This is a genomic window from Streptomyces sp. NBC_01257, from assembly GCF_035917255.1.
Taxonomy (GTDB): domain Bacteria; phylum Actinomycetota; class Actinomycetes; order Streptomycetales; family Streptomycetaceae; genus Streptomyces.
The window spans coordinates 8138672-8160863 of sequence record NZ_CP108472.1; the positions used below are offsets into that span (position 1 = coordinate 8138672).

Annotated in this window: 19 protein-coding genes and 1 riboswitch; of the genes, 5 read left to right on the forward strand and 14 right to left on the reverse strand. The window is 73.2% G+C overall.

Annotation, left to right across the window (positions count from 1 at the left end; translation table 11 throughout):
* Nucleotides 1-56 precede the first annotated feature (56 nt).
* The gene (locus OG408_RS35480) at nt 57-3218 is read left to right on the forward strand and encodes an alpha-mannosidase (RefSeq protein ID WP_326673705.1); all 3162 of its coding nucleotides are present in this window, start codon (nt 57-59) and stop codon (nt 3216-3218) included.
* Here the strand turns inward: OG408_RS35480 and OG408_RS35485 are convergent.
* From OG408_RS35485 to OG408_RS35510, 6 genes are all read right to left on the reverse strand, one after another.
* A complete protein-coding gene (locus OG408_RS35485; RefSeq protein WP_285564157.1) occupies nt 3185-4585 on the reverse strand; it encodes a purine-cytosine permease family protein in 1401 nt (466 codons plus the stop codon). The genes OG408_RS35480 and OG408_RS35485 overlap by 34 nt on opposite strands.
* Nucleotides 4575-4668, reverse strand: a riboswitch (TPP riboswitch). It overlaps the preceding gene by 11 nt.
* A gap of 111 nt (nt 4669-4779) precedes the next feature.
* Nucleotides 4780-5274: an FBP domain-containing protein gene (locus OG408_RS35490; RefSeq protein WP_266785727.1), complete on the reverse strand. Its 495-nt coding sequence runs from the start codon at nt 5272-5274 to the stop codon at nt 4780-4782.
* A 56-nt stretch (nt 5275-5330) separates the two neighbouring features.
* Complete coding sequence (locus tag OG408_RS35495) at nt 5331-5834, reverse strand: nucleotide triphosphate diphosphatase NUDT15 (protein ID WP_266785729.1); 504 nt, start codon at nt 5832-5834, stop codon at nt 5331-5333.
* A 73-nt stretch (nt 5835-5907) separates the two neighbouring features.
* A complete protein-coding gene (locus OG408_RS35500) occupies nt 5908-6807 on the reverse strand; it encodes a hypothetical protein (RefSeq protein WP_326673706.1) in 900 nt (299 codons plus the stop codon).
* Nucleotides 6804-7817, reverse strand: a complete 1014-nt coding sequence (locus OG408_RS35505; protein WP_266785733.1) for an SPFH domain-containing protein — start codon at nt 7815-7817, stop codon at nt 6804-6806. Before OG408_RS35505 ends, OG408_RS35500 begins: the two co-directional genes overlap by 4 nt.
* 273 nt (nt 7818-8090) lie before the next feature.
* Nucleotides 8091-8720, reverse strand: coding sequence for a TetR/AcrR family transcriptional regulator (locus OG408_RS35510; RefSeq protein WP_266785735.1), 630 nt, complete (start codon nt 8718-8720; stop codon nt 8091-8093).
* 166 nt (nt 8721-8886) lie between these two features.
* Here OG408_RS35510 and OG408_RS35515 point away from each other — a divergent pair, with 166 nt between their 5' ends.
* Nucleotides 8887-9723: a phosphatase PAP2 family protein gene (locus OG408_RS35515; protein WP_442806092.1), complete on the forward strand. Its 837-nt coding sequence runs from the start codon at nt 8887-8889 to the stop codon at nt 9721-9723.
* Nucleotides 9720-10676 (forward strand): hypothetical protein, encoded by a 957-nt coding sequence (locus OG408_RS35520; protein WP_326673707.1) that lies wholly within the window; start codon nt 9720-9722, stop codon nt 10674-10676. Before OG408_RS35515 ends, OG408_RS35520 begins: the two co-directional genes overlap by 4 nt.
* 79 nt (nt 10677-10755) lie before the next feature.
* On the opposite strand, the gene OG408_RS35525 is transcribed toward OG408_RS35520, so the two are convergent.
* Together OG408_RS35525 and OG408_RS35530 are read right to left on the reverse strand one after the other, a co-directional pair.
* Nucleotides 10756-11307, reverse strand: coding sequence for a PadR family transcriptional regulator (locus tag OG408_RS35525; protein ID WP_266785741.1), 552 nt, complete (start codon nt 11305-11307; stop codon nt 10756-10758).
* Nucleotides 11308-11363: 56 nt separating this feature from the next.
* Nucleotides 11364-13379 carry an NADPH-dependent 2,4-dienoyl-CoA reductase gene (locus tag OG408_RS35530; protein WP_326673708.1) on the reverse strand — a complete coding sequence of 672 codons (2016 nt, stop codon included), beginning with the start codon at nt 13377-13379 and terminating at the stop codon, nt 11364-11366.
* Between the two features lie 237 nt (nt 13380-13616).
* On the opposite strand from OG408_RS35530, the gene OG408_RS35535 reads away from it, so the two are divergent.
* Nucleotides 13617-14141, forward strand: coding sequence for a DoxX family protein (locus tag OG408_RS35535; RefSeq protein ID WP_266785745.1), 525 nt, complete (start codon nt 13617-13619; stop codon nt 14139-14141).
* Nucleotides 14142-14209: 68 nt separating this feature from the next.
* On the opposite strand, the gene OG408_RS35540 is transcribed toward OG408_RS35535, so the two are convergent.
* Together OG408_RS35540 and OG408_RS35545 are read right to left on the reverse strand one after the other, a co-directional pair.
* Nucleotides 14210-15856, reverse strand: a complete 1647-nt coding sequence (locus OG408_RS35540; RefSeq protein WP_326673709.1) for an FAD-dependent oxidoreductase — start codon at nt 15854-15856, stop codon at nt 14210-14212.
* 27 nt (nt 15857-15883) lie between these two features.
* Complete coding sequence (locus tag OG408_RS35545; RefSeq protein WP_285564153.1) at nt 15884-16798, reverse strand: AurF N-oxygenase family protein; 915 nt, start codon at nt 16796-16798, stop codon at nt 15884-15886.
* Nucleotides 16799-17372: 574 nt separating this feature from the next.
* On the opposite strand from OG408_RS35545, the gene OG408_RS35550 reads away from it, so the two are divergent.
* Nucleotides 17373-18032, forward strand: a complete 660-nt coding sequence (locus OG408_RS35550) for a phosphatase PAP2 family protein (RefSeq protein ID WP_326673710.1) — start codon at nt 17373-17375, stop codon at nt 18030-18032.
* Nucleotides 18033-18057: 25 nt separating this feature from the next.
* Here OG408_RS35550 and OG408_RS35555 read toward each other — a convergent pair whose 3' ends face one another.
* The 4 genes from OG408_RS35555 to OG408_RS35570 are packed head-to-tail and all read right to left on the reverse strand — an operon-like array spanning nt 18058 to nt 22134.
* A complete protein-coding gene (locus tag OG408_RS35555; protein ID WP_266785753.1) occupies nt 18058-19383 on the reverse strand; it encodes a glutamate-1-semialdehyde 2,1-aminomutase in 1326 nt (441 codons plus the stop codon).
* The gene (locus OG408_RS35560; RefSeq protein ID WP_266786623.1) at nt 19380-19943 is read right to left on the reverse strand and encodes a dTDP-4-dehydrorhamnose 3,5-epimerase family protein; all 564 of its coding nucleotides are present in this window, start codon (nt 19941-19943) and stop codon (nt 19380-19382) included. Before OG408_RS35560 ends, OG408_RS35555 begins: the two co-directional genes overlap by 4 nt.
* Nucleotides 19944-19954: 11 nt before the next feature.
* A complete protein-coding gene (locus OG408_RS35565) occupies nt 19955-21190 on the reverse strand; it encodes a polysaccharide pyruvyl transferase family protein (protein WP_326673711.1) in 1236 nt (411 codons plus the stop codon).
* Nucleotides 21187-22134 (reverse strand): glycosyltransferase family 2 protein, encoded by a 948-nt coding sequence (locus OG408_RS35570; RefSeq protein ID WP_266785757.1) that lies wholly within the window; start codon nt 22132-22134, stop codon nt 21187-21189. Before OG408_RS35570 ends, OG408_RS35565 begins: the two co-directional genes overlap by 4 nt.
* Nucleotides 22135-22192: the final 58 nt, after the last annotated feature.

Sequence of the window (22192 nt, forward strand, 5' to 3'; positions counted from 1 at the left end):
CACCCTCCGTGTCCCCCGCCCGGACGGCGCACCTCCCCTCAGGAAGGACCCTCACCGTGCACGACGAACGCCGGATCATCGAGCAGCGGATCCGTACGCTGCTCGATCGCGTCGTCCGCCCCGCCCTGTACACCTCCGCCCTCCCGCTCACCCTGTCCGCCTGGCACGTCGACGGCGAGCCCGTGCCCGTCGCCGACGCCCTGACCGCCGTGTACGAACCGTTCACGGCCGGCGGGGCCTGGGGCGGCCCCTGGTCGACGACCTGGCTGCGGGCCACCGCGCGGATTCCCGCCGCCTGGGCGGGCCGCCGTGTCGAGGCCGTCTTCGACCTCGGCTTCGACCTCGACCGGGGGCCGGGCGGCCAGGCCGAGGGGCTGGTTCACGACGCCCACGGCTCGCCCCTGCAGGGGCTGCACCCGTACCACCGCAGTGTGCTGCTGACCGATGCGGCCACGGCGGACTCGCCCGTCGACCTGCTGATCGAACTGGCCGCCAACCCGCCGATCGTCGGCAGCGCCGGCCTCCACACCCATCACGGCTCCTTGGAGACCGCGGGCGACGACCCCCTCTACCGCCTCGAACAGGCGGAGATCGCGGTCCGCGAGGACGACGTCTGGCACCTCATCCATGACATCGAGGTGCTGGACGAGCTCATGCACGAGCTCCCCGAAGGGTCCTCGCGCCGCCACGAGATCCTGCACGCCCTGCGCCGCGCGGCCGCCGCCGTCGACCCCGACGACGTGCCGCGCTCCGCGGCAGCGGCCCGCAGCCGGCTCGCCGGTGTGCTGTCCCGGCCCGCGCACGCCTCCGCGCACACCCTGAGCGCCGTCGGCCACGCCCACATCGACTCCGCCTGGCTCTGGCCGGTCCGCGAGACCGTACGCAAGTGCGCCCGCACCTTCACCAACATGACCACGATGGCCCGGGAGTACCCCGAGCTGGTCTTCGCCTGTTCCTCCGCCCAGCAGTACGCGTGGATGAAGGAGCAGCGGCCGGAGATCTTCGCCCGGATGCGGAAGGCGGCCGCCGACGGCACCTGGGTTCCGGTCGGCGGCATGTGGGTGGAGGCGGACGGCAATCTGCCCGGCGGTGAGGCGCTGGCCCGTCAGCTCGTCATGGGGCGGCGGTTCTTCGCCGAGGAGTTCGGGACCGAGCAGGACGGCGTCTGGCTGCCCGACTCCTTCGGCTACACCGCCGCCTATCCGCAGCTCGCCAGGCTGGCAGGCGCCAAGTGGTTCCTCACCCAGAAGCTCTCCTGGAACGAGACCAACAAGCTCCCGCACCACACCTTCGACTGGGAGGGCATCGACGGAACCCGGATCTTCACCCACTTCCCGCCCGTCGACACGTACAACGCCTCGCTCAGCGCGAGCGAGAACGCCCACGCCGAGGCCAACTTCGCGGACAAGGGTGTGGCGAGGCGCTCCCTCGTCCCGTTCGGCTACGGCGACGGCGGCGGCGGGCCCACCCGCACCATGCTGGAGAAGGCGCGCCGGCTCCGCGACCTCGAAGGGTCACCCAAGGTCGAGATCGTCGCCCCCGGCCGGTTCTTCGCCGAGGCCCGCGCCGAGCAGGACCGGCCGCCCGTGTGGCGCGGCGAGCTCTACCTGGAGAACCACCGGGGTACGTACACCAGCCAGGCCCGCACCAAGCGCGGCAACCGGCGCAGCGAGGCCCTGCTGCGGGAGGCCGAGCTCTGGGCCGCGACGGCATCGGTCCTGGCCGGCGCGCCCTACCCGTACGAGCGGCTGGAAGCGGTGTGGCGGCGGGTGCTGCTCAACCAGTTCCACGACATCCTGCCCGGGTCCTCCATCGCCTGGGTGCACCAGCAGGCCGAGCGGGAGTACCGGGAGATCCGCGCCGAGCTGGAAGCGATGACCGGGGCCGCCGCCGGGCATCTGCCGGGCGGCCCCGCCCTGCTCAACGCCGGTCCCTACGCCCGCCGCGAGGTCGCCGTCGTCGCAGGCGGCACCGGGCTGCCGCACGCCCAGCAGCTCTCCGACGGCAGGGAGGCGGTCCTCGCCGACGTGCCCGCGCTCGCCACCGGCGGCACGCTCGGCCGTCCCCGCCAGGCCGTCACCGCACGCGCCGACGACGGCGGATACGTCCTGGACAACGGCCTGCTGACCGTCGTCGTGGACAGCCGGGGGCTGGTCACCTCGGTGTACGACCGCACCGCCCGGCGCGAGGCGATCGCGCCCGGCGCCGCGGGCAACCTGCTCCAGATCCATCCCGACGACCCCAACCTGTGGTCCGCCTGGAACATCGACCGGTACTACCGCGACACCGTGCACGACCTCGACGAGGCCGACTCGGTGACCCTGACGGACGCGGGCCCGCTGCTCGCCTCCGTACGCGTCGAGCGCACCCACCGCGCCACCACGATCGTCCAGCACCTCGAACTGACCGCGGAGAGCCGTCAGCTGACCGTCCGCACCGACATCGACTGGCAGGAGCGCGACGCCGTGCTCAAGGCGGCCTGGCCGCTCGACGTGCACGCGGAACGGGAGAGCGCCGAGATCCAGTTCGGCCATGTGCAGCGGCCCACCCACGAGAACACCAGCTGGGACGCCGCCCGCTTCGAACTGTGGGCCCACCGCTGGGTGCACGTCGGCGAACGGCACTGGGGCGCCGCCCTGCTCAACGACTCCACCTACGGCCACGACATCGGCCGCGACACCCGCGAGGAGGACGGCGGCACCACCACGACCGTCCGGCTCTCGCTGCTGCGGGCCCCGCACAGCCCCGACCCGCAGGCGGACCGGGGGCGCCACGCGTTCAGCTACGCCCTGCTCACCGGCGCCGGTGTCGAGGAGGCCATCGCGGGCGGGTACGCGCTCAACCTGCCCCTGCGTCCCGCTCCGGCCGAGGCCCGCGCGCTGGTCACCCTCGACACGACGGATGTCGTCGTGGAGTCGGTCAAGCTCGCCGACGACCGCAGCGGAGACGTGATCGTGCGGCTGTACGAGGCCTGTGGGGGAGCGGTCACGGCACGGCTGACGGCGGGCTTCCCCGTCGCCGGGATCGCCGACTGCGACCTGCTCGAAGAACCGGACCAGGAGCTGATGCCACCGGCCGAGCCGGGTTCGGGCCCGCCCGGCCCGTCGTCGGCGGAGCTGCGGATGCGCCCCTTCCAGATCCGCACCCTGCGCCTGCGCCCGGCAGGACCGGGCGCAGGTCCCTCTCAGGAGCGTCGGCTCAACCGCAGTGGTGCGTAGACCGCCAGGGCCACCAGGAACGCCACACCGTAGGCGAGGTCGGCCCCGTGCAGCGCCGTGGCCACCGGGCCCACGTACAGGCTGGTGTTCATGAACGGCACCGCGGCCGCGAAGGCGACGGCGAACGCGGTGAGCGCCGGCCACCACGGCTGCCGGCGGGAGCTCTCGGCGGCCAGATCGACCGGCGCGCCACCGCGGGCCCTCGACCGGACGATCCAGTCGACGGCGACGATCGCGACGAAGCCGGGGATCCAGTAGCCGACGAGCAGCAGCACGTTCTGGAACCGGGCCGTGGTGTCGGCCGCGTGCATCCACAGCACCAGCGGGAATCCGAGCGCGGCGGCGAGTGCCGCCGCGACGGGGCGCGGCAGGCGGACCCCCATGGTCTGCAGCGCCAGCGATCCGCTGTAGTCGTTCATGGCGTTGCTGCACAGCGCGGCGAGCGCCACCGCGAGCAGCCCGAACCCGCCGAGGGCGCCGCCGCCCAGCAGGGTGTCGATGCCGTGCGCGGTCTGGTCGGTGAAGACGGACGCACCCCACAGCCCGAGGGTCTGGACCGCGACGAACGAGGCGCTGATGCCGAGCAGGGTGCACCAGAACATCCGCGGCCGGGACGCGGTGGCCGGCAGATAGCGGCTGAAGTCACTGGCGTACGGCGCCCAGGACACGGCGAGGCTCAGTGCGATGGTGCAGGTCAGGACGAAGGCACCGGCCCGGTCGGCGCCGTGCACCGAGCCGGTCGAGGCGGGGTGCACACCGTCCAGGAGCTTCGTGGCGAGCACCAGGAAGGCGGCGGCCAGCGCGAACGTCATGACGGTCTGGAGCCGGTGGATCACCTCGTACCCCAGGACGCCGAGCGCCCCCTGCGCTGCCATCATGACCAGCACGCCGAGCCAGAACGGCCAGCCGCACAACTGGGCCAGCGCGTCCCCGCCGAACAGACCGATCAGCGCGTCCCAGGCGATGGACGACAGCCACTGCAGAGCGCCGGGGACGACGACGCCCCGGCCGAACGCCAGCCGTGCGAGCGGGAGTTGCCCGGCACCGGTCCGGCTTCCCCAGGTGCCCAGGTACGCGGTGGGCACGGCGCCCACCAGCGTGCCGAGCACGACGGCGGCGAGCGCCGTCGCGAAGTCCAGGCCCAGCGCGATGCCGACCGTGCCGGTGAAGACCCCGGTCATGGTCAGGTTGGGGGCGAACCAGACGGTGAACAGCCGGCCGGGCCCGCCGTAGCGGCGGTCCTCGGGCACGGGGGCTATGCCGTGCGCCTCGACGCGCAGATCGCCGGGGGCGGTGGGCATGCGCCCGCCGAAAGCGGGCCGGGCTTCCACCGCTGCGCGCTCGTCCTGGGCATACGGCAATGACATGAGACATCCCTCCGCCAGTGCTAACTGGTTCAGGTTCGACGGGTGTGTTCTCAGCCCCTTGTGGGGCACCCCGTGTCCGGTTCGGCGGTCAGGATAGCCGGACCCGCGCACCTGCCCGTGCGGCGGGGTCGCCGGCGAGGGCCGGAAGGGAAGCGCGCGGCGGAACCCGCGCCGCCGCGTCCGCCGCGGCCCGCTCAGGCGAAGAGCTTGGCGACGTACGCGGAGAGGTTGGCCGTCGTGCGGGCGATCTGCTCCTCCACGGTCAGCGACTCCTTGAAGCGGGCGCCCGAGGCCACGGCCTTCTTCCCCCGCACATAGAGCGAGCAGGCCAGATCGGTGCACATGTACAGGCCGACCGAATTGCCGTCCCGTCCCGCCGGGCCGGTCTTGCGGGCGGTCATCAGCGACACCCCGCTGCCCGGGTGCGTGGTCAGACAGAGCGAGCACATGCTCCGGTGCAGGAAGCCGCGCTGCTGGGAGGGGAAGCGCAGCGTGATGCCGGTCAGCCTGCCCTCGTGCTCGGTGACGATGTAGCTCCGTCCCGGGGCGGAGAGGTCACGCCAGCCCAGGAAGTCGAGATCGTCCCACGGCAGCTCGTCGAAGTCGCGGGGCAGCGGCAGGCGCTTGGCTTCTCCCTTGGAGCAATTCACGAACGATGTGCGGATGTCCTGCTCGGTCACGGCCTTCATGTCTACGAAGCTAACGCCGCCTATGGTCCCTAGGCAAATGATTAATGGGTGTAGGTCTACGCCTGCGTGCCCTCGGTCACGATGTCCAGCCGGTGCACGGGCGGATGCGCGATGCCGAGGTCCGGGCGCCAGGCCGCGAGGATCTGTGCGGAGGGGTCGAAGAGCGCCTTCGGCAGGTCCTCGGGCCGGGTCCACCGCCAGGTGCTGATGAGGTGGGGCTCGGTCACCTGTGCGGCGCCGTCCCCGGCCGTCACCAGCGCGGCCATCGTGACCCGGTTGATCCCGTGGACCGCGTCGTGGAGCATCGCGAAGACGCGCACCTCGTGCTCCTCGGCCTCCAGGCCCGTCTCCTCGCGGAGTTCCCGCACCGCCGCCGCCGCGATCGACTCGTGCGTCGGATCGACCTTGCCGCCGGGCAGCTCCCAGGTGCCGCTGTGATGCCGGCCGAGCAGGACGCGGCCCTGCCCGTCGAGCACGAGCACGCCGACACCCAGCGCCGCCTGGGCCAGGGGCGGGCGGGAGTTGCGGGCGGGGATCCGCGAAGTCGCGTCGCTGTCCATGGTGTTCCTCACGAGGTCGGTGACGGGTACGGGCCACCGAGCCTACGGGCGGGCGGGCCGGCCCCGGCGGTGGTCAGGCGGCCAGCCGCAGCGAGGTGGCCGAGATGCCGAGCCGCACGGTCTGCCCCCAGGTCAGCTCCAGCGCGTCCGCCTCCATGCCGTCGCCGAAGACCACCACCCGGTCGGACTCGACGGTCAGCCGCAGACCCTGTTCGCGGCCGAGCTCGCCCGAGACGAGCGAGGTGCCCGTGGCCGGGGACGGCCAGGCCTCCCGGACGAACCAGAGCAGCCGCGGATCGGTCGGTCCCGGCAGGGTGAGCGGGCTGCGGCGCTCCTGCCACAGGGAGCGCAGCCACCCGGTGGCACCGGTGCCCGTGCCGACCAGCACACCGGAGGAGGCCTGCGGTTCGGCGGGGGAGTCCACCCCGTCCGGGCCGAGCCGGTAGCGAGCCGTCTGGTGCCCGGACGGGCCCAGGTAGATCTCGTTGAGGGCCAGCAGCCGCTGGGTGTCGTCGGCCACCGCCTCCACCATGGTGAGTTCGTCCGCCCGGCCGCCCGGGGTGACCGCCGCCCGCAGCAGTGCGGGTGCGTCGGCCGGGCGGTGGCGGACCAGGACGCCCGGATTGCGGCCGGGATCGGTGTCGATGCCCACCACCGGCTGGCCGGAGAGGTACTTGGCGGCGTTGGCGACCAGCCCGTCCTGGCCGACGACGACCACCACGTCCTCCGGCGCGAACAGGAAGCGGTCCAGATCAGCCCGCTCCACCCGGGACCGGCGCCACTGGAGCGGCACCGCCGCCGCCACGTCGGCCAGCGCCTGCCGGGTCCTTTCGTGCCGCCGGGCCACCTCGTCGATGGACCGGCCCCGGCTGGAGAGGAAGAACGCCGCCTGGCCGTGCGTCCCGTGCCGGGCCAGCAGCTCCTCGTACTCGGTCGTGCGGTGGACCAGCACCGCCCGCGGCGCCAGGCTCACGCCCGGGTCTCCGGGGCGGGCCTGCCCAGCTTGGTCAGCAGGCCGGTCAGGACGTCGGGGGAGAGGGTCAGGCTGTCGATGCGCGGCAGGTTCTCGGCGAGCCGGGTGGCGGCCAGCGCGTGCAGCGTCGCGGCCTCGACCTCGCCGTGCACCCGCAGCCAGGCCGCCTGGGACTCGGCACGGGCCGCGCCGACCTCACGCGCCGCTTCGGCCTCGGCGCGGGCCAGGCGCACCTTGCGCGCCGCCTCCGCCTCCGCGCGTACACCGTCGGCCGCCGCGTTCTCCTCGGCCTCGCGGCGGGTGTTGGTGCCGCGCTGCTCGACCAGCTGCTCCTCGCGCCGGGCCAGTTCGATCTGGCTGGCCAGCTCGTTCTCGGCGATCGTCCGCTCCCGCTCGACGGCCACCGCCCGGCGTTCGTAGGTGGCCCGGTCGGCCTCCTGCTGGATCTGCTCGCGGGCCGGGGTGCGCAGGGCCCGTTCCACCTCGGCCTCCGGGCGGATGGCGACGACGCGCACCGCCACCACGTCGATGCCGGTCGCGGGCAGCCGGGGCTCACCGGCCAGTCCGGCGGCCACCCGCTCGCGCACCGCGGCGACACCGTCCACCAGCGCACCGGCCAGCGGGGTGCGGGCCAGCACGTCGAGGGTGTGCTGCTGCGCCGTCTCGGTGAGCAGCGTCGCGATCTGCTCCAGCGGCGCGCCGCGCCAGGCGCCGGTGTCGGGGTCGACGGAGAAGTCGAGGCGCGCCGCGGCCTCGGCCGGATCGCTGATCCGGTACGTCACGGTGGCCTGCACGGTGACGTCCTGGAAGTCGGCCGTGCGCGCGTGGAACGCCATGGCCAGTTCGCGGTCGTTGACCGGTACCTCGGAGAGCGCGGCGCTGAGCGACCGGTACCAGAAGCTGAGCCCCGCGCCGTCGTGGGCGAGCAGGCCGCGCTTGTGGTGGCGGATGTGGGCCGTGGGCGCGGAGCGCAGATGACGCCAGCCGAAGCGGCGGGTGATGTCGGCCATGATGGGACCCCCTCGTTCTCGTCATGGAGACGATAAGCGGGACGGCCGCATATCGTCAAGGGGACGAGAAGAGGTGTCTGCGGCGGTGCGGCCTCGCCGCCCCGCCGGCGGCGAGGCGGTCCGGCGGTTCGGCGGTTCGGCGGTTCGGCGGGAAACACGGCCGGCCGGCGACTTCCGCAGAAGTCACCGGCCGGCCGGTGGTGCGCCGCCCCCGTCCCCACGGTGCGGCGCGGGCGGACCGTCGTCATCCGCTGGGACGACGGCCCACGTCTGTCAGGACCCGGGCGCGTGGGCGTCCAGGCCGAGTGCGGGAAAGACCGCGCCCTCCACGAAGCGAATGAGAAAGGTCTCATTCGCGTAGGCGCACTCCAGCAGCGGGCGGGCGCGCATCACGCCCAGCAACTGCGTGGAGACGAACTCCGTGGCCGGGTTGTCCGCGGCCACCTCGCCGCGCTCCACGCCGCGCGCCACCATGGCGTCGATGGCCGCCAGTTCCGGCAGGATCAGCGACTCGCGCAGCGCGCACAGCAGCTCCGGGCTCTGCAGGGCGGCATGGCTCAGGGCCAGCATCAGGGGCGTGTCACGCCCCGAGCCCAGGCCTATGGCCCGGGCCGCCTCGCGCAGGTCCCCGGCCAGGGTGCCCGTGTCGATCCGGGCCAGCAGGCCGCGCCTGGTGCCGTGCAGTGCCGCGACGACCAGTTCGGGCTTCGAGCCCCACTGGCGGTAGAGCGTGGACTTGCCGCAGCGGGACCGGTGGGCGACGCCCTCCATGGTGAGCGACTCGTAGCCGCCCTCCCGCAGCATGTCGAGCACGGCCGTGTAGAGCTCCTGGGCCCGCTCCGGCGTGATCTTCGAGCGGCGCGACGCGGTGGCCTGCTCCGGCTCCGGTTCGAGCGACGGCATGCGCTTTCCCTCTCTGCGACTCTGCGACGAGGTCCATCGATACGCCAGTGTACCGATACGCGAGTGTTCCGATACGCCTCCGTATCGGTACACTGGCGTATCGATACGGCACGGACCCGTTCCCTGCCGCCGAAACACCGCATCGTCAGCAAAGGGGCACCGGGTGATGTTCGCCGGTAGCAAGCCCGCCGATCGGGAGCCGGACACTTCTGCCCGACCGCCCCTCGTCCGCGAGCTTCTTCTCGTCGTAGGACTCTTCGTGATCTACAAGTTCGGCCGCCAGGCGGCCAACGGTCACGTCGACGAGGCGTACCACAACGCCGGGCGCGTGTGGGATCTCGAACGCGCCGTGCACCTGCCGGGCGAAGGCGCCGTGCAGGGCCTGCTGCTCCACGACGAGACCCTGATCCACGTGGCGAACACGTACTACGCCACCGTGCACTTCCCGGCCACCCTGCTCTTCCTCGGCTGGCTGTACTGGCGCCGCCCGCGCCACTACGTCTGGTCGCGCCGCATCCTCGCCGTGCTCACCGGCGCCGCACTGGCCCTGCACCTGCTCTTCCCGCTCGCCCCGCCGCGGCTGCTCGCCGCCACCGGACTGGTCGACACCGGCCAGGTCTACGGACCGACGGTGTACGGGTCGACGCCCGCCACCGACTCGATGGCGAACCAGTTCGCGGCCATGCCCTCGCTGCACTTCGGCTGGGCGGTCATGGTCGGCGTCGGCCTGGTCGTCGCCACCCGCTCGCGGTGGCGCTGGCTGTGGCTGCTGCACCCGGCGATCACCCTGCTCGTCATAGTCGGCACCGCCAACCACTACTGGCTCGACTCGATCGTGGTGGCCGCCCTGCTCTCCGTCGCGTTCGCCGCGCTGCGGCTGCCGCGCGCGGAGCCGGTCAGGGCGCATCTGCCGTGGCCGTCCACGGCCGGTGTGCCGGCCCACGCCGTAGCCGCCCCACGCGCTGCGTCCCGTTCCTACGCATCGTCCGGGACCGGGCGATGAACGCCACCCTGGTCGCCGTCGCGCTGTCCCTCGTCTCCGCCGCCGCCTACGCGTCGGCCGCGGTGGCGCAGGCACGCCTCGCCGGACGCACCGCACCGGGCACCGGGGCACTCCGGCTGCTCGCCAGCGGCGCGTGGTGGTCGTCCGTCGGGCTCAACGCGGGCGGCGCGCTGCTGCACGTCGCCGCGCTGAAGTACGGCCCCCTGACCCTCGTCCAGCCGCTCGGCGCGCTCACCCTGGTCGCCGCCGTGCCGCTGGGCGCACGGGCCGCGGGCCGGAAGGTCTCCACGACCGAGTGGCGCGGCACGCTCCTGACCCTGCTGGGTCTGGGTGCCCTGCTGATGACCGCGGGCGGCTCCGCCCCGCACGAGACGCTGAGCCTGGCCGAGGCACTGGCCGTCGGCGCCGGGACCATGGCCGTGGTCGCAGGTCTCAGCCGCCCGGGCGCACGCCCCGGACTGCGGCACGCGGCGGCCTCCGGCATCACATCGGGCGTCGCCTCCGCACTCACCCAGACGCTGACCGTCGCCGTCACCGACCACACCACGGGTCCGCTGTTCAGCTGGCGTCTGGTCACCGTCGCGGTGCTCGTGTCGGCCTTCGCGATGGGCGGGCTGCTGCTCTCCCAGACCGCCTACCGGGGCGGCCTCGGCGCACCGCTCGCCGTCGTCACCCTGGCCAACCCGGTCGCCGCGGCGGCCATCGGCCTGGCCCTGCTGGGGGAGCGGCTCCAGGGCGGCACGATCAGCCTGCTCCCGGCCCTGCTGGGCTCGGCGGCGGCCGTACGCGGAGTGATCCTGCTCAGCCGCGCCCAGGCGCAGACCACGCCCGCCGGCGCGGCCGCTGCCGGACCCGCCCCGGTCACCCCGTCGAGGGTGGTCATCAAGAGCCCGCGCGCCGCGTTCCGCCCGGACCACGGACACCTGCGCCGGATCAGGGCCGGGCGCCCGTAACGACTGCCGCCGGCACGGCGGTTCCGCGGCGGCGGGTGCGGAGGGCCGCCGCCCGGACCGTGCCGACGGCGGATCGTCCTCACCCGGCGTGCGACGCCACGGTCTCCGGGTCCTCGTCCAGCGCGCGGGTCAGCCAGCCGATCCAGAAGTTCTCCAGATCGATGCCGCCGCGCAGCACCAGATGCCGCAGCCGGTCCTCCGCCGTCTCGCGCCCGGGCGGGAAGTCCCGCTCCTCGATCTCCAGGTACTCCGCGAGCTGACTCCGGTGCAGCCCCAGATGGCGCCGCAGCTCCGCGTCCAGCCCGGGCGCCCCGACGACCGCCGCCGCCCGCATCCGCAACAGCAGCGGATCGCGGACCTGCCTGGGGTCCTCCGGGCGGGCCACCCACGCGGACAGCGCCTCGCGGCCGGCGGGGAGCACCTCGTACTCCTTCTTCTGTCCCCGGGCCGGCTGCGCGGGCTCCAGGGCCCTGATCTGTCCGGCCTGCTCCAGCTTGCCCAGCTCGCGGTAGATCTGCTGATGCGTGGCCGACCAGAAGTAGCCGATCGAGCGGTCGAACCTGCGGGTCAGCTCCAGCCCCGACGAAGGCTTCTCGAGCAGGGCGGTGAGGATCGCGTGCGGGAGTGACATGGGGAGCATCCTAGGAAACGGCGGGCGGACCGGACGGTCCGCCCGCCGGGCCGTGGTCAGAGCGAGGCGGCGAGTTCCGTGCCCTGGCGGATCGCCCGCTTGGCGTCCAGTTCGGCCGCGACGTCGGCGCCGCCGATCAGGTGCGCCGGACGGCCCGCGGCGAGCAGTTCCTCGTACAGGTCCCGGCGGGGCTCCTGGCCGGCGCAGAGCACGATCGTGTCGACCGGCAGCAGCTGCTGCTCGCCGTCGACCGTGACGTGCAGTCCCTCGTCGTCGATCCGGTCGTAGCCGACTCCGGAGACCATCGTGACGCCGCGGTGGCGGAGTTCGGTGCGGTGGATCCAGCCCGTCGTCTTGCCGAGGCCCGCGCCGACCTTGCTCGCCTTGCGCTGGAGCAGGTGGACGGTGCGCGACGCCTTCGGGCGCTCGGCGGTGCCCAGTCCGCCCCGCTCGCGGTACTCGGTGTCGACGCCCCACTGCCGGAAGAACGCCTCGGGGTCCAGACTCGCCGCGTCCCCGCCGTCGGTCAGGAACTCGGCCACGTCGAAGCCGATCCCGCCCGCCCCGACGAGGGCCACCCGGTCGCCCACCGGCGCCCCGTGCCGCAGCACGTCCAGGTAGCTGACGACGCTGGGGTGGTCCACGCCCGGGATCGCCGGCGTGCGCGGGGTGACCCCGGTCGCCAGGACGACCTCGTCGAAGCCGTCGAGCCCGTCGGCGCCGACCGCCGTGCCGAGCCGCAGCTCGACCTTCTCCTCCGCCAGCCGGGTGCGGAAGTAGCGCAGCGTCTCGTTGAACTCCTCCTTGCCCGGCACCCGGCGCGCCACGTTGAGCTGGCCGCCGATCTCGTCCGCCGCGTCGAAGAGCGTGACCGCGTGCCCGCGCTCGGCGGCCGTCACGGCGCAGGCGAGCCCGGCCGGACCGGCCCCGACGACCGCGACCCGCTTGCGGGTGCGCGTCGGCGACAGGACGAGTTCCGTCTCGTGGCAGGCCCGGGGGTTGACCAGGCAGGAGGTGACCTTGCCGCTGAAGATGTGGTCCAGGCAGGCCTGGTTGCAGCCGATGCAGGTGTTGATCGCGTCCGCGCGGCCCTCGCGCGCCTTCGCGACGAAGTCCGGGTCGGCGAGGAACGGCCGGGCCATCGAGACCATGTCCGCGCGGCCCGCCGCCAGGATGTCCTCGGCGACCTCGGGGGTGTTGATGCGGTTGCTCGTCACCAGCGGTACGGAGACGGCGCCGCGCACCTTCTCGGTGACCCAGGTGAAGGCGCCGCGCGGCACCGACGTCGCGATGGTGGGGATACGGGCCTCGTGCCAGCCGATGCCCGTGTTGATGATCGTCGCCCCGGCCGCCTCGATCTCCCGGGCGAGCCGCACGACCTCGTCCAGCGTGGACCCGCCGGGCACCAGGTCCAGCATCGAGAGCCGGTAGATCAGGATGAAGTCGGTGCCGACCCGCTCACGGACCCGGCGCACGATCTCGACGGGGAAGCGGATGCGGTTCTCGTACGAGCCGCCCCAGCGGTCCTCGCGACGGTTGGTCGCGGAGGCGATGAACTCGTTGATCAGGTAGCCCTCGGAGCCCATGATCTCGACTCCGTCGTAGCCCGCGCTCCGCGCGAGCGCGGCCGCCGTGACGAAGTCGTCGATCGTCGCCTCGATCTCGTCGTCGGTCAGGGCGTGCGGGACGAATCCGCTGATCGGCGCCTGGATCGCGCTCGGCGCCACCAGGCCGGGGTGGTGCGCGTACCGGCCGAAGTGCAGGATCTGCATCGCGATCCGGCCGCCCGCCTCGTGCACCGCCGAGGTCACCCGGGCGTGCTGCGCGGCCTCCGCCTCGGTGGTCATCTTGGCGCCGCCGGGGAAGGTGCAGCCGGCGTCGTTCGGCGCGATGCCGCCGGTGACCATGAGGCCGACGCCGCCGCGGGCCCGGGCGGCGTAGAACGCGGCCATCCGCTCGAAGCCGTTCTCGACCTCTTCCAGGCCGATGTGCATCGACCCCATCAGGACCCGGTTCGGGAGGGTGGTGAACCCGAGGTCGAGCGGGCTCAGCAGATGCGGGTACGGGCTCATGCGGCGGCTCCTCGCGCAGTGTCGTTACGCCAGTTCTAGACCACCGGAACGCCATTGTGCAACAAGTTGCACAATGGCGTTCGTCGCACTGTGTCACGGGTCACGCGCCGTCCGGACATCCCCCGGACGGCGTAACAACGCGACCCGCCCGGGCCCGGAGGCGCGGAGAGTGGAGCCGTACCGCACCCGGGGCCCCTTTCCGTCCGGCCGGGCCCCCGAACCCTCCCGGAGACCCCCATGGGCAGCGTCAACCGTCGCGACCTCGGTCTGCTTCTCCTGCGCGCCGGCACCGGCGCGGTGCTCGCCGCGCACGGCAGCCAGAAACTCCTCGGCTGGTTCGGCGGGGGAGGCATCGAGGGCACCACGGCCGGGATGGAGGCCATGGGCTTCCATCCGCCCAGGCACAGCGCCGTCGCGGCCGGTCTGGGTGAGGCGGGCGGCGGCGTCCTGCTGGCGCTGGGCCTGGCCACCCCGGCGGCCGGAGCGGCCGCGGCGGGCGCCATGGCGGGAGCCGTCGCCGTCCACGCCCCCGCGGGATTCTTCGCACAGGGCGGTGGCTACGAGTACCCGGCCTTCCTCGGATTCACCGCTGCCGCGATCGGGCTGACCGGACCCGGCCGCTACTCCGTCGACCACGCCACCCGGCACGCGTTCGACCAGCCCTGGATGGTCGCCCTGGCCTTCGTGGGCAGTGCCGCGGCGGCTGCCGCCGTCGTCGGCAAGCGCGCCAAGGGGCAGAGCGCGCAGCCGGAAGAGGAGTGACCCGGAGAAGGACTGAGCCGGAGGATGACTGAGCCGGGCCCCGGCTCAGTCATCCTCCGGCGTCCGGTTCAGCGCGGCGAGCGCAGCCGGTGGGTCCGTGCCGCCGCGACCAGTGCGGGGAGCGTGTCGAACTTGACCCGCGGGCGCCCGTGTTCGGCGCCCCGGGACCGCTCGGCGCGGTCGATGGCGGCGAGGCCACGGGCGTCGACGACCTGACGGACCCGGCGGCGCGCGAGCCGCCCGAACGCCTTCGCCGGGTACGCGGGGGAGGGAAGCGCACCCGCGACGGCGTCCGCCAGCAGGGTGCCGACCGTCTCGGCGGCGCAGGTGCGGTTGGCCCCGATGCCGCCCGACGGGCCGCGCTTGATCCAGCCGACGACATAGGTGCCGGGCATGCCCGTCACCCGGCCGCCCTCGTGCGGCACGGTGCCGGCCGTCTCGTCGAACGGCAGCCCGGGAACGGGCCGGCCCCGGTAGCCGATCGCCCGCAGGAACAGCCCCGCGGGGATCTCCTCCTCTCCCGCCGCGCCCGTCACCCGCACCGCCTCGACGCCGTCCCGGCCGAGCACCTCCACCGGCGAGGAGTGGAAACGGAACACGATGCGCCGCCCCGCCGGAGGCGGCTGCGACCAGTCGGCCGTCACCCGCGGCAGCCCGCGCAGCAGCGCGGCCGCGCTGCCCGGCGCCGCGCCGTCGATCGCCTCACCGGTCCGCGGGTCCTGGTCGTCGACCACCAGCTCCACGCCCGGCAGATGGGTGAGGGCGAGCAGTTCGGATGCGGTGCAGGCCGTGTCCTCGGGGCCGCGCCGCCCGAGCAGGACGACCTCGCGCACCCCGGACTCCCGCAGGGCCGCGAGCGCGTGGCCGGCGATGTCGGTACCCGCGAGCGCGGCGGGGTCCGTGACGAGGATGCGGGCCACGTCCAGCGCGACGTTGCCGTTGCCGGTGACGACCACCCGCTCCGCGGACAGGCCGACGGCCTCCGGCGGGACTTCCGGATGGGCGTTGTACCAGGACACGAACGAGGTGGCCGGGATGCTGCCGGGCAGGTCCTCGCCGGGGATGCCGAGCCGGCGGTCGGCGGACGCGCCGACCGCGTAGATCACCGCGTCGTGATGGGCGGCGAGTTCCTCGGCAGTGACGTCCTTGCCCACCTCGACGCCGAGGTGCATCCGCACCCGGGGGTGGGCGTGGAACCGTGCGAAGACCTCGCCCGCCCCCTTCGTCGCGGGATGGTCGGGCGCCACGCCGTACCGGACGAGGCCGCCCGCCACCGGCAGCCGGTCGACCAGCGTCACCTCCGCGTTGGTGTGCAGCAGCAGGTCCTCGGCCGCGTACATCCCGGCGGGGCCGGTGCCGACCACCGCGACCCGGATCGGTGCGAAGTCGTGCGGCAGGCTGCGCGGGTACGAGGGTGCGCCCCAGGCGTGGAAGACCGGTCCGGCCACCGGCTCCGGTGCGCGGTCCGCGTAGTACGCCGCGTTGATGCCGGCGTACTCCTTCTGCGCCGCGGACAGGCTGTCCACCGGGACGACCGCGTCGACCGGGCAGGCGTCCGCGCAGGCCCCGCAGTCGATGCAGGTCGCCGGGTCGACGTAGAGCATCTCCGTACTGCCGAAGGCCTGTTCCTCCGGCGTCGGGTGGATGCAGTTTACGGGGCACACGGCGACACAGGTGGCGTCGCTGCAGCAGGTCTGGGTGATGGCGTAGGTCATCGCGTCAGCTCGGGCTCTCGGCTCGGATCAGATCAGGTTGGCGCGCTTGTAGAAGAACAGGGCCGGACGGGTCAGGAGCCGGGCCGAGGCCAGGAACTCCATCAGGCCCGAACAGCTGGCCCGCATCAGGGACTTGTGGTGCTCGTTGGTCCGGGCCTCGGCGCGTGCGCGGTCGCTGTCGAGCCCCGCGTTCGCGTAGACGTCCCGGTTCACCATGCTGGTGACGATGTAGTACGAGGCGATGGCGACCACCAGCGAGTTGATCTGCCGGCGCAGCGGGCCGGCGGTGCGCAGGTGCTTGCGGGTCTCGTCGCGGGCGAACTTCATGTGCCGCGACTCCTCCACCACATGGATGTTGTTGATCGTCCGGACGAAGGGCGCGACCCGCTCGTCCCGCATCCAGTCCCGCTGCATCACGTCGAGCACCTCCTCCGCGACGAGGATCGCCGCGTAGGCGGCCTCGCCGAAGGCGAGTGTCTTGAAGGCGCGGCCCAGCTCGATCACCATCCGCTGCGGCCGGTAGGCCGGGGCACCCAGTTTCGCGGCGCCGCGGGCGAACATGATGGAGTGCCGGCACTCGTCGGCGACCTCGGTGAGCGCCCACTGGAACCGCGGGTCGGTCGGGTCCTTGGCGTACATGTCGCGCAGGATCATCTGCTGGAGGATCATCTCGAACCAGATGCCGGTGCTGGCGACGGACGCGGCTTCCTGGCGCGTCAGCGCCATCCGCTGATCCTCCGTCAACTCCTGCCAGTACGCGGTGTTGTAGAGCGTGCTCCACTCCGGGCTGGCGCCGTGGTGGCCGGTGTCCAGCGGAGTGTCCCAGTCCACCTCGGTGGCCGGGTCGTACGACAGCTTCGCGGCCGAGTCGAGCAGGCGCCGGGCGACTTCCTGCTCGGCCGGCCGGTCCTGATTCTTCGGCGGAACGGTGCTGCTTGCCATGCTGCTGCTCCTTGAATCGAGACAGTTCGCCCCGACGGCCGCCCGGTCACTTCGTTCGCACCGGGCCTGCCCGGTGAGATCGACGGCCGCCGGGCGCCGCCCTCGCTTGTTAGACGCCACGTCTAGCAAGCTGTTAGACGGAAGGTATAGCAAGAGGGGTGCGCAGGCCTACCCCCGCGTAGGAAATACGCACGATCTCTCCACCGCGAGCCCGGCCTCGTCCGCACGAAGAGCCCTTGTCCGGGTGTTCCCGCCGGGAGACATGGGTAGTGCAGTGCCCGTGATCCGGAGTCCGCGACCGCGCGTACGTCCTCCTTCAAGCCGCGCCACGCCAGGGTGTTCGTCCCGGCGACGGGAAGCCTGTTCGCACCGGTCACCGCGGCGGTTCCGGTGGCGGTGAGCTGAGACGGGCGCCCTGGGCCCCCGGGGCGGCGGCCGCCCCGGGCGGGGTCCGGATATCGTTGCACCGGGGGCGACTTGGCCCTGACGGGGGGCGGGGGACAGTGCATCACATCTGGCGTACGGCCGACGGGAGCGCGCGGGTTCGTCCACGCCGGGCGCACGCGGTGGGCGGATGACCGGCGGCGGTCCGGGGCGCGTGCTGCTGCCCCCGGGACTGCGTGCGGGGCTCGGTGCCGTCTCCGTCCTCGCCGCGGTGACGGTCGTCGTGCTCGGCTGCCTGTACGCGGGCGACAGCGGACCAGGACCGGCGGACGCGCGGATCCTGGCGGTCGTCGACGGTGTGCGACCGCCGTGGCGCCATGTCGCCGACGCCATCGACCTCCTGGGCGAGCCGGTGGGAGCGGTGCTCCTGCTCGCCGCCGTCATGACCGGCCTCCTGCTGTCGCACCGCCCTCGTGCGGCAGTGCTCGTCGCGGCCGGTCCCGGCCTCGCCGTGGTGACGACGAGGCTGCTCAAGCCCCTGGTGGGACGCACCATCCACGGCGGCAACCTGGCCTACCCGAGCGGCCACACCTCCTTCCTCACCGCGCTTGCCCTCGTGTCGGCACTGATCGTGGTCGGCCGGCCCGGTGCGGGCAGGACGGCCGGCACCCTGATCGTGCTCGGCGCGGGGCTCGCGGCCGGCGCCGCCATGGGCTGGGCGGAGGTCGCCCTGGGCTCGCACTACCCGACCGACGCCCTCGGCGGCTGCGGCACCGCACTGGCCGTCGTGCCGGCGGCCGCGTGGCTGACCGACCGCACGGCCGACTCCCTCCGGAAGAGGTCCCGCTGACGTCACGTCACGTCAGGGCGTCACCTCAGGCCAAGCGACGGAACACGGGTTTCACCGGTCGCCCGTCCAGCCACGGAACGGGGTCGTCGGCGTCGAGCGCCTTGCGGTACACCGCGCAGGCCTGGGCCACCACATCGACGGTTCGCTCGATGTCGGCGTCGGTGAGCGCGCTGCTCACCACGAACGACGGCGCCAGCACCCCGCCTTCGATGAGCTGGCGCAGAAACAGGGTGCGGTACTCCTGCGACGGCTGACCGTTCGCGTCGAGCGTGGCGAAGACCAGGTTGCTGGCCCGGCCCCGGACGACGACGTGGTCCCCGACCCCCATGGTGGCCGCGGCGTCACGGACACCCGCGGCCAACCGCTCACCGAGGCTGTGCAGCCGCGCGGTGATGCCCTCCTCGGTGTAGGTGGTGAGCACGGCCGTCGCGGCCGCCAGGGAGTGCGTCTCGGCACCGTGTGTCGTGGACAGCAGGAAGACCCGCTCGCCGGAGTGGCGCAGCCCGCCCAGCTCCATCAGCGCACGCCGCCCGGCCAGGGCGGAGACGGCGAATCCGTTGCCCAGCGCCTTGCCGAACGTGGAGAGGTCGGGGACGACGCCGTACAGGCCCTGGGCGCCCGCCTCGGACCAGCGCAGGCCGGTGATCATCTCGTCGAAGACCAGTACGCAGCCGTGCCGGTCGGCCAGTTCGCGCAGGCCCGCGAGATAGCCGGGCGGGGGATCGGCGTGGGTGGCGGGTTCCAGGATCAGGCAGGCGACCTCGTTCCCGTACCGGGTGAGCAGCTCCTCGGTGGCGGCCAGGTCCCCGTAGGGGAACGCCACGGTGAGCTCGTTGGTCGCCGCCGGAACACCGGCGGACATCGGCGTCGTGCCGATGAACCAGTCGTCGACGGAGAAGAACGGATGGTCGGCGCAGACGGCCACCCGCGGCCGCCCGGTGGCGGCGCGGGCGAGGCGTACGGCGGCGGTGGTGGCGTCGGAGCCGTTCTTCGCGAACTTCACCATCTCCGCGGTCGGGACCGTGGCCAGGAAGCGTTCCGCGGCCTCGGCCTCCACGATGGACGGCCGGACGAAGTTGCTGCCGCGGTCGATTTCCCGCCGTACCGCCTCGATGACGCGGGGGTGGGCGTGGCCCAGGCTGACGGAGCGCAGGCCCGAGCCGTACTCCACATAGCGGTTGCCGTCGACGTCCCACACATGGGCACCGCGGCCGTGGCTGATGACCGGCGCCAGGTTCTCGGGGTACTGGTCGTCCCCCTTGGCATACGTGTGCGCGCCCCCGGGGATCATGGCGTGCAGCCGCTCGTTCGCGATCCGCGACCGGCGGAACCGGAACTCCTCGGTGGTCACGCGGAGTTCACCTCCCCCAGGTGCTTCAGTACTTCGGTGAGGCCCGGTGCCTCCCGGTCGCGCCGGGATGTCGAGCCGGCCGGCAGCGGCCAGTCGACGGCGAGCTCCGGATCGTCGAAGGCGATCGTCACGTCCTGGGCCGGATCGTGCGGGCGGTCGATCCGGTACGAGACGTCGGCGGTCCCGGTCAGCGCCTGGAAGCCGTGCGCGCACCCCGCCGGAACGTACAGGGTCGTCTGCGCCGCGTCGGACAGCTCGAAGTAGCCCCGTCCCAGGTACGTCGGCGAGTCCGCCCGCAGGTCCACGACCACGTCGAAGATCCGCCCGTACGAACACCGCACCAGCTTCGCCTCGCCCGCACCGGAACGCAGGTGCAGTCCGCGCACCACGCCCCGCACCGAGCGGGACAGGCTGTCCTGGACGAAGGCGTGCGGGTCCAGTCCCACCGAGCGGACCACGTCGGCGTCGAAGGTGCGGCAGAAGAAGCCGCGCTCGTCGGTGTGCGGCGTCGGCTCGAACAGATAGGCGCCGGCGATCTCCGGTACCGGAGTCGCCTTCATTCCGGGTGCGGTCATGAGGTCTCCTGGAGGGAGTGGGCGCGGCCGTCGGCCGGGAACAGGGCCGTCGTCAGGGTGGTGAACTGCTGGTCGAGGAGCCGGGTCATGGCGAGGTTCCGCTCGGCGAGGATCCGCCGCAGCTCGGGGGAGCGCCGCTCCAGCTCCCGGAACTGCGTGAGCAGCCGTTCGGCGTCGACCTCCCGGGCCGGGTGGCAGTACGGGGCGAGCCCCATGCGGGACATGAGCGTGTCGCTCTTCGCCGCATAGCTGAGCGCGAGCGTCGGCGTGCCGGCCTTCAGGGCGCAGACCAGGTTGTGGAACCGGGTCGCCACCACGGCGTCGGCGGCCGCCGTCTCCCGCATCACGTCGGCGGGCGAGGCCGCCGCGGCGACGGTGACCAGCGGCGAGTCCACCGCGGCCAGGATCGCCGCGGCCACCGGCTCGTCGCACGCGTCACCGATGAGCAGCCGGACGGGCCTGCCGTCCTCGGCCAGTGCGCGGACGAAGCGGGTCGTGCCGTCGAGGTAGCGCCGGTGGATCTCCCCGGCCCTGGCGCGGTCCTCGTTGCTGCCGTGGAAGGCCATGACACCGACACAGACCGTGCCGGGAGGACCGGCGGGCGCACCGCCGGCCGGTGGCGCGGGCAGGGCGAACACGAGGTCCGGGTGGACCTCGTCGCGAGCCGTGTCCACACCCATCGCCCGCATCGCGTCGCGTGAGGGCGCGTCCCGGAAGGACCGGTAGGCGGCCAGCCGCGCCGACCAGCGCATCAGCGTCCGGGTCGGCCGGTCGCCGATCGCCGAGGCACCGACACCGACGAGCCCGACCGGGGTGCCGGACAGCCGCCCGCTCGCGCAGAGGAGGAACAGCGCGTACGGGAACCCCCACGGCCGCAGCGGCAGCGTGGTCTCCAGGACGCCCATGCCCGGCACGATCACCACGTCGTGCCGGCGCACCCAGGCGGCGGTGCGGAAGACGTCGACGAACTTGCCCAGACCCTTCGCCGCGATCCTGCCCGCACGCGAGGCGGTCCGGTACTCCCCGCGGTACCAGTGCAGCCGCGTCGCGGGGATGCCGTACCGGCCGGTGACGGCCTCGGCGCCCCCGCACAGCGCGTCCACGACCGCCTCCGGGTGCCGGGCGCGGAGAAATCCGAGCACGGCCTCCAGCGAGGCGTCGTTGCCGAGGTTGCCGGAGCCGAGGAGGCCGAACACCCCGACGCGTAACGGAACTTCCGACGAGTGCGTCATGCCTGCCTCCCCTCGCGGCCGGCGACCAGGGCGTCGACGGAGACCGTGAGCCGGTCCGGTGCGACCGGGGCGCGGTCCTCAACGCGCTCGCCGGCGCCGGGCCGGGCCCGGCTGGTCATCCACGCGGCCAGGTGGCGGTAGCACGCGCGCCGGTCGGCGGGGGACAGCGGCGCCCGCCGGATCGCCGCGACGAAGCCCCAGACGTACTCGGCGAGCAGCCGGGGCGTCGGGTGCAGCGGCCCGGACCGGCGCGGGTCCAGGTTGACGCACCGGGCGCGCTTGCCCGGGTTCGCCCGCTCGGCGCGAGTGGCGTGGTCGCGGCGGAAGTACAGCAGCTCCGGCACCTGGTGGAAGGCCCCGTGCAGGGTGATCTCGGCGACGAACGTGCGGTCCGCGTGGTGGTAGCTGTCGAGCGGCTTCACCCGGCGGAGCACGTCGGCCCGCAGCACCCCGTAGAAGTCGTCGCCACCGGGCTCGAACAGCAGGCTCCGGAAACGCTCCGGGGCGTGCGGCGAATCGGTGGCGAGCCCGTAGTCGTACGGGACCTTCACCCGGGCGTCACCGTCGATGACCGCCTGCCCGGAGTGCGCGAGGATCACGTCCGGGCGCTCGTCCAGCGCCTCGACGCAGCGCCGCAGCAGGTCCCGGGCGTAGAGGTCGTCGTGCGAGGCCCACTTGAACAACTCGCCGCGGGACTCGGCGAACACATGGTTGTGGTTCGGGGTCGCGCCGACGTTCCGGGGCAGCCGGAGGTACCGGATGCGCGAGTCCTGTGCGGCGTACCGGCGGCAGATGGCCTCGGTCCCGTCGGTCGACGCGTTGTCGGAGACGATCAGCTCGAAGTCCTCGTAGGTCTGGCCGAGCAGGGCGTCGAACGATTCGGCGAGATACTCCTCGCCGTTGTACACCGGCAGACCGATGCTCAGCCGGGGAAGAGCGGTCATGACGTCCTCACTTCGCGGATCGAATGCGGATCGGATGCGGATCGGAAAGCGGTTCGGC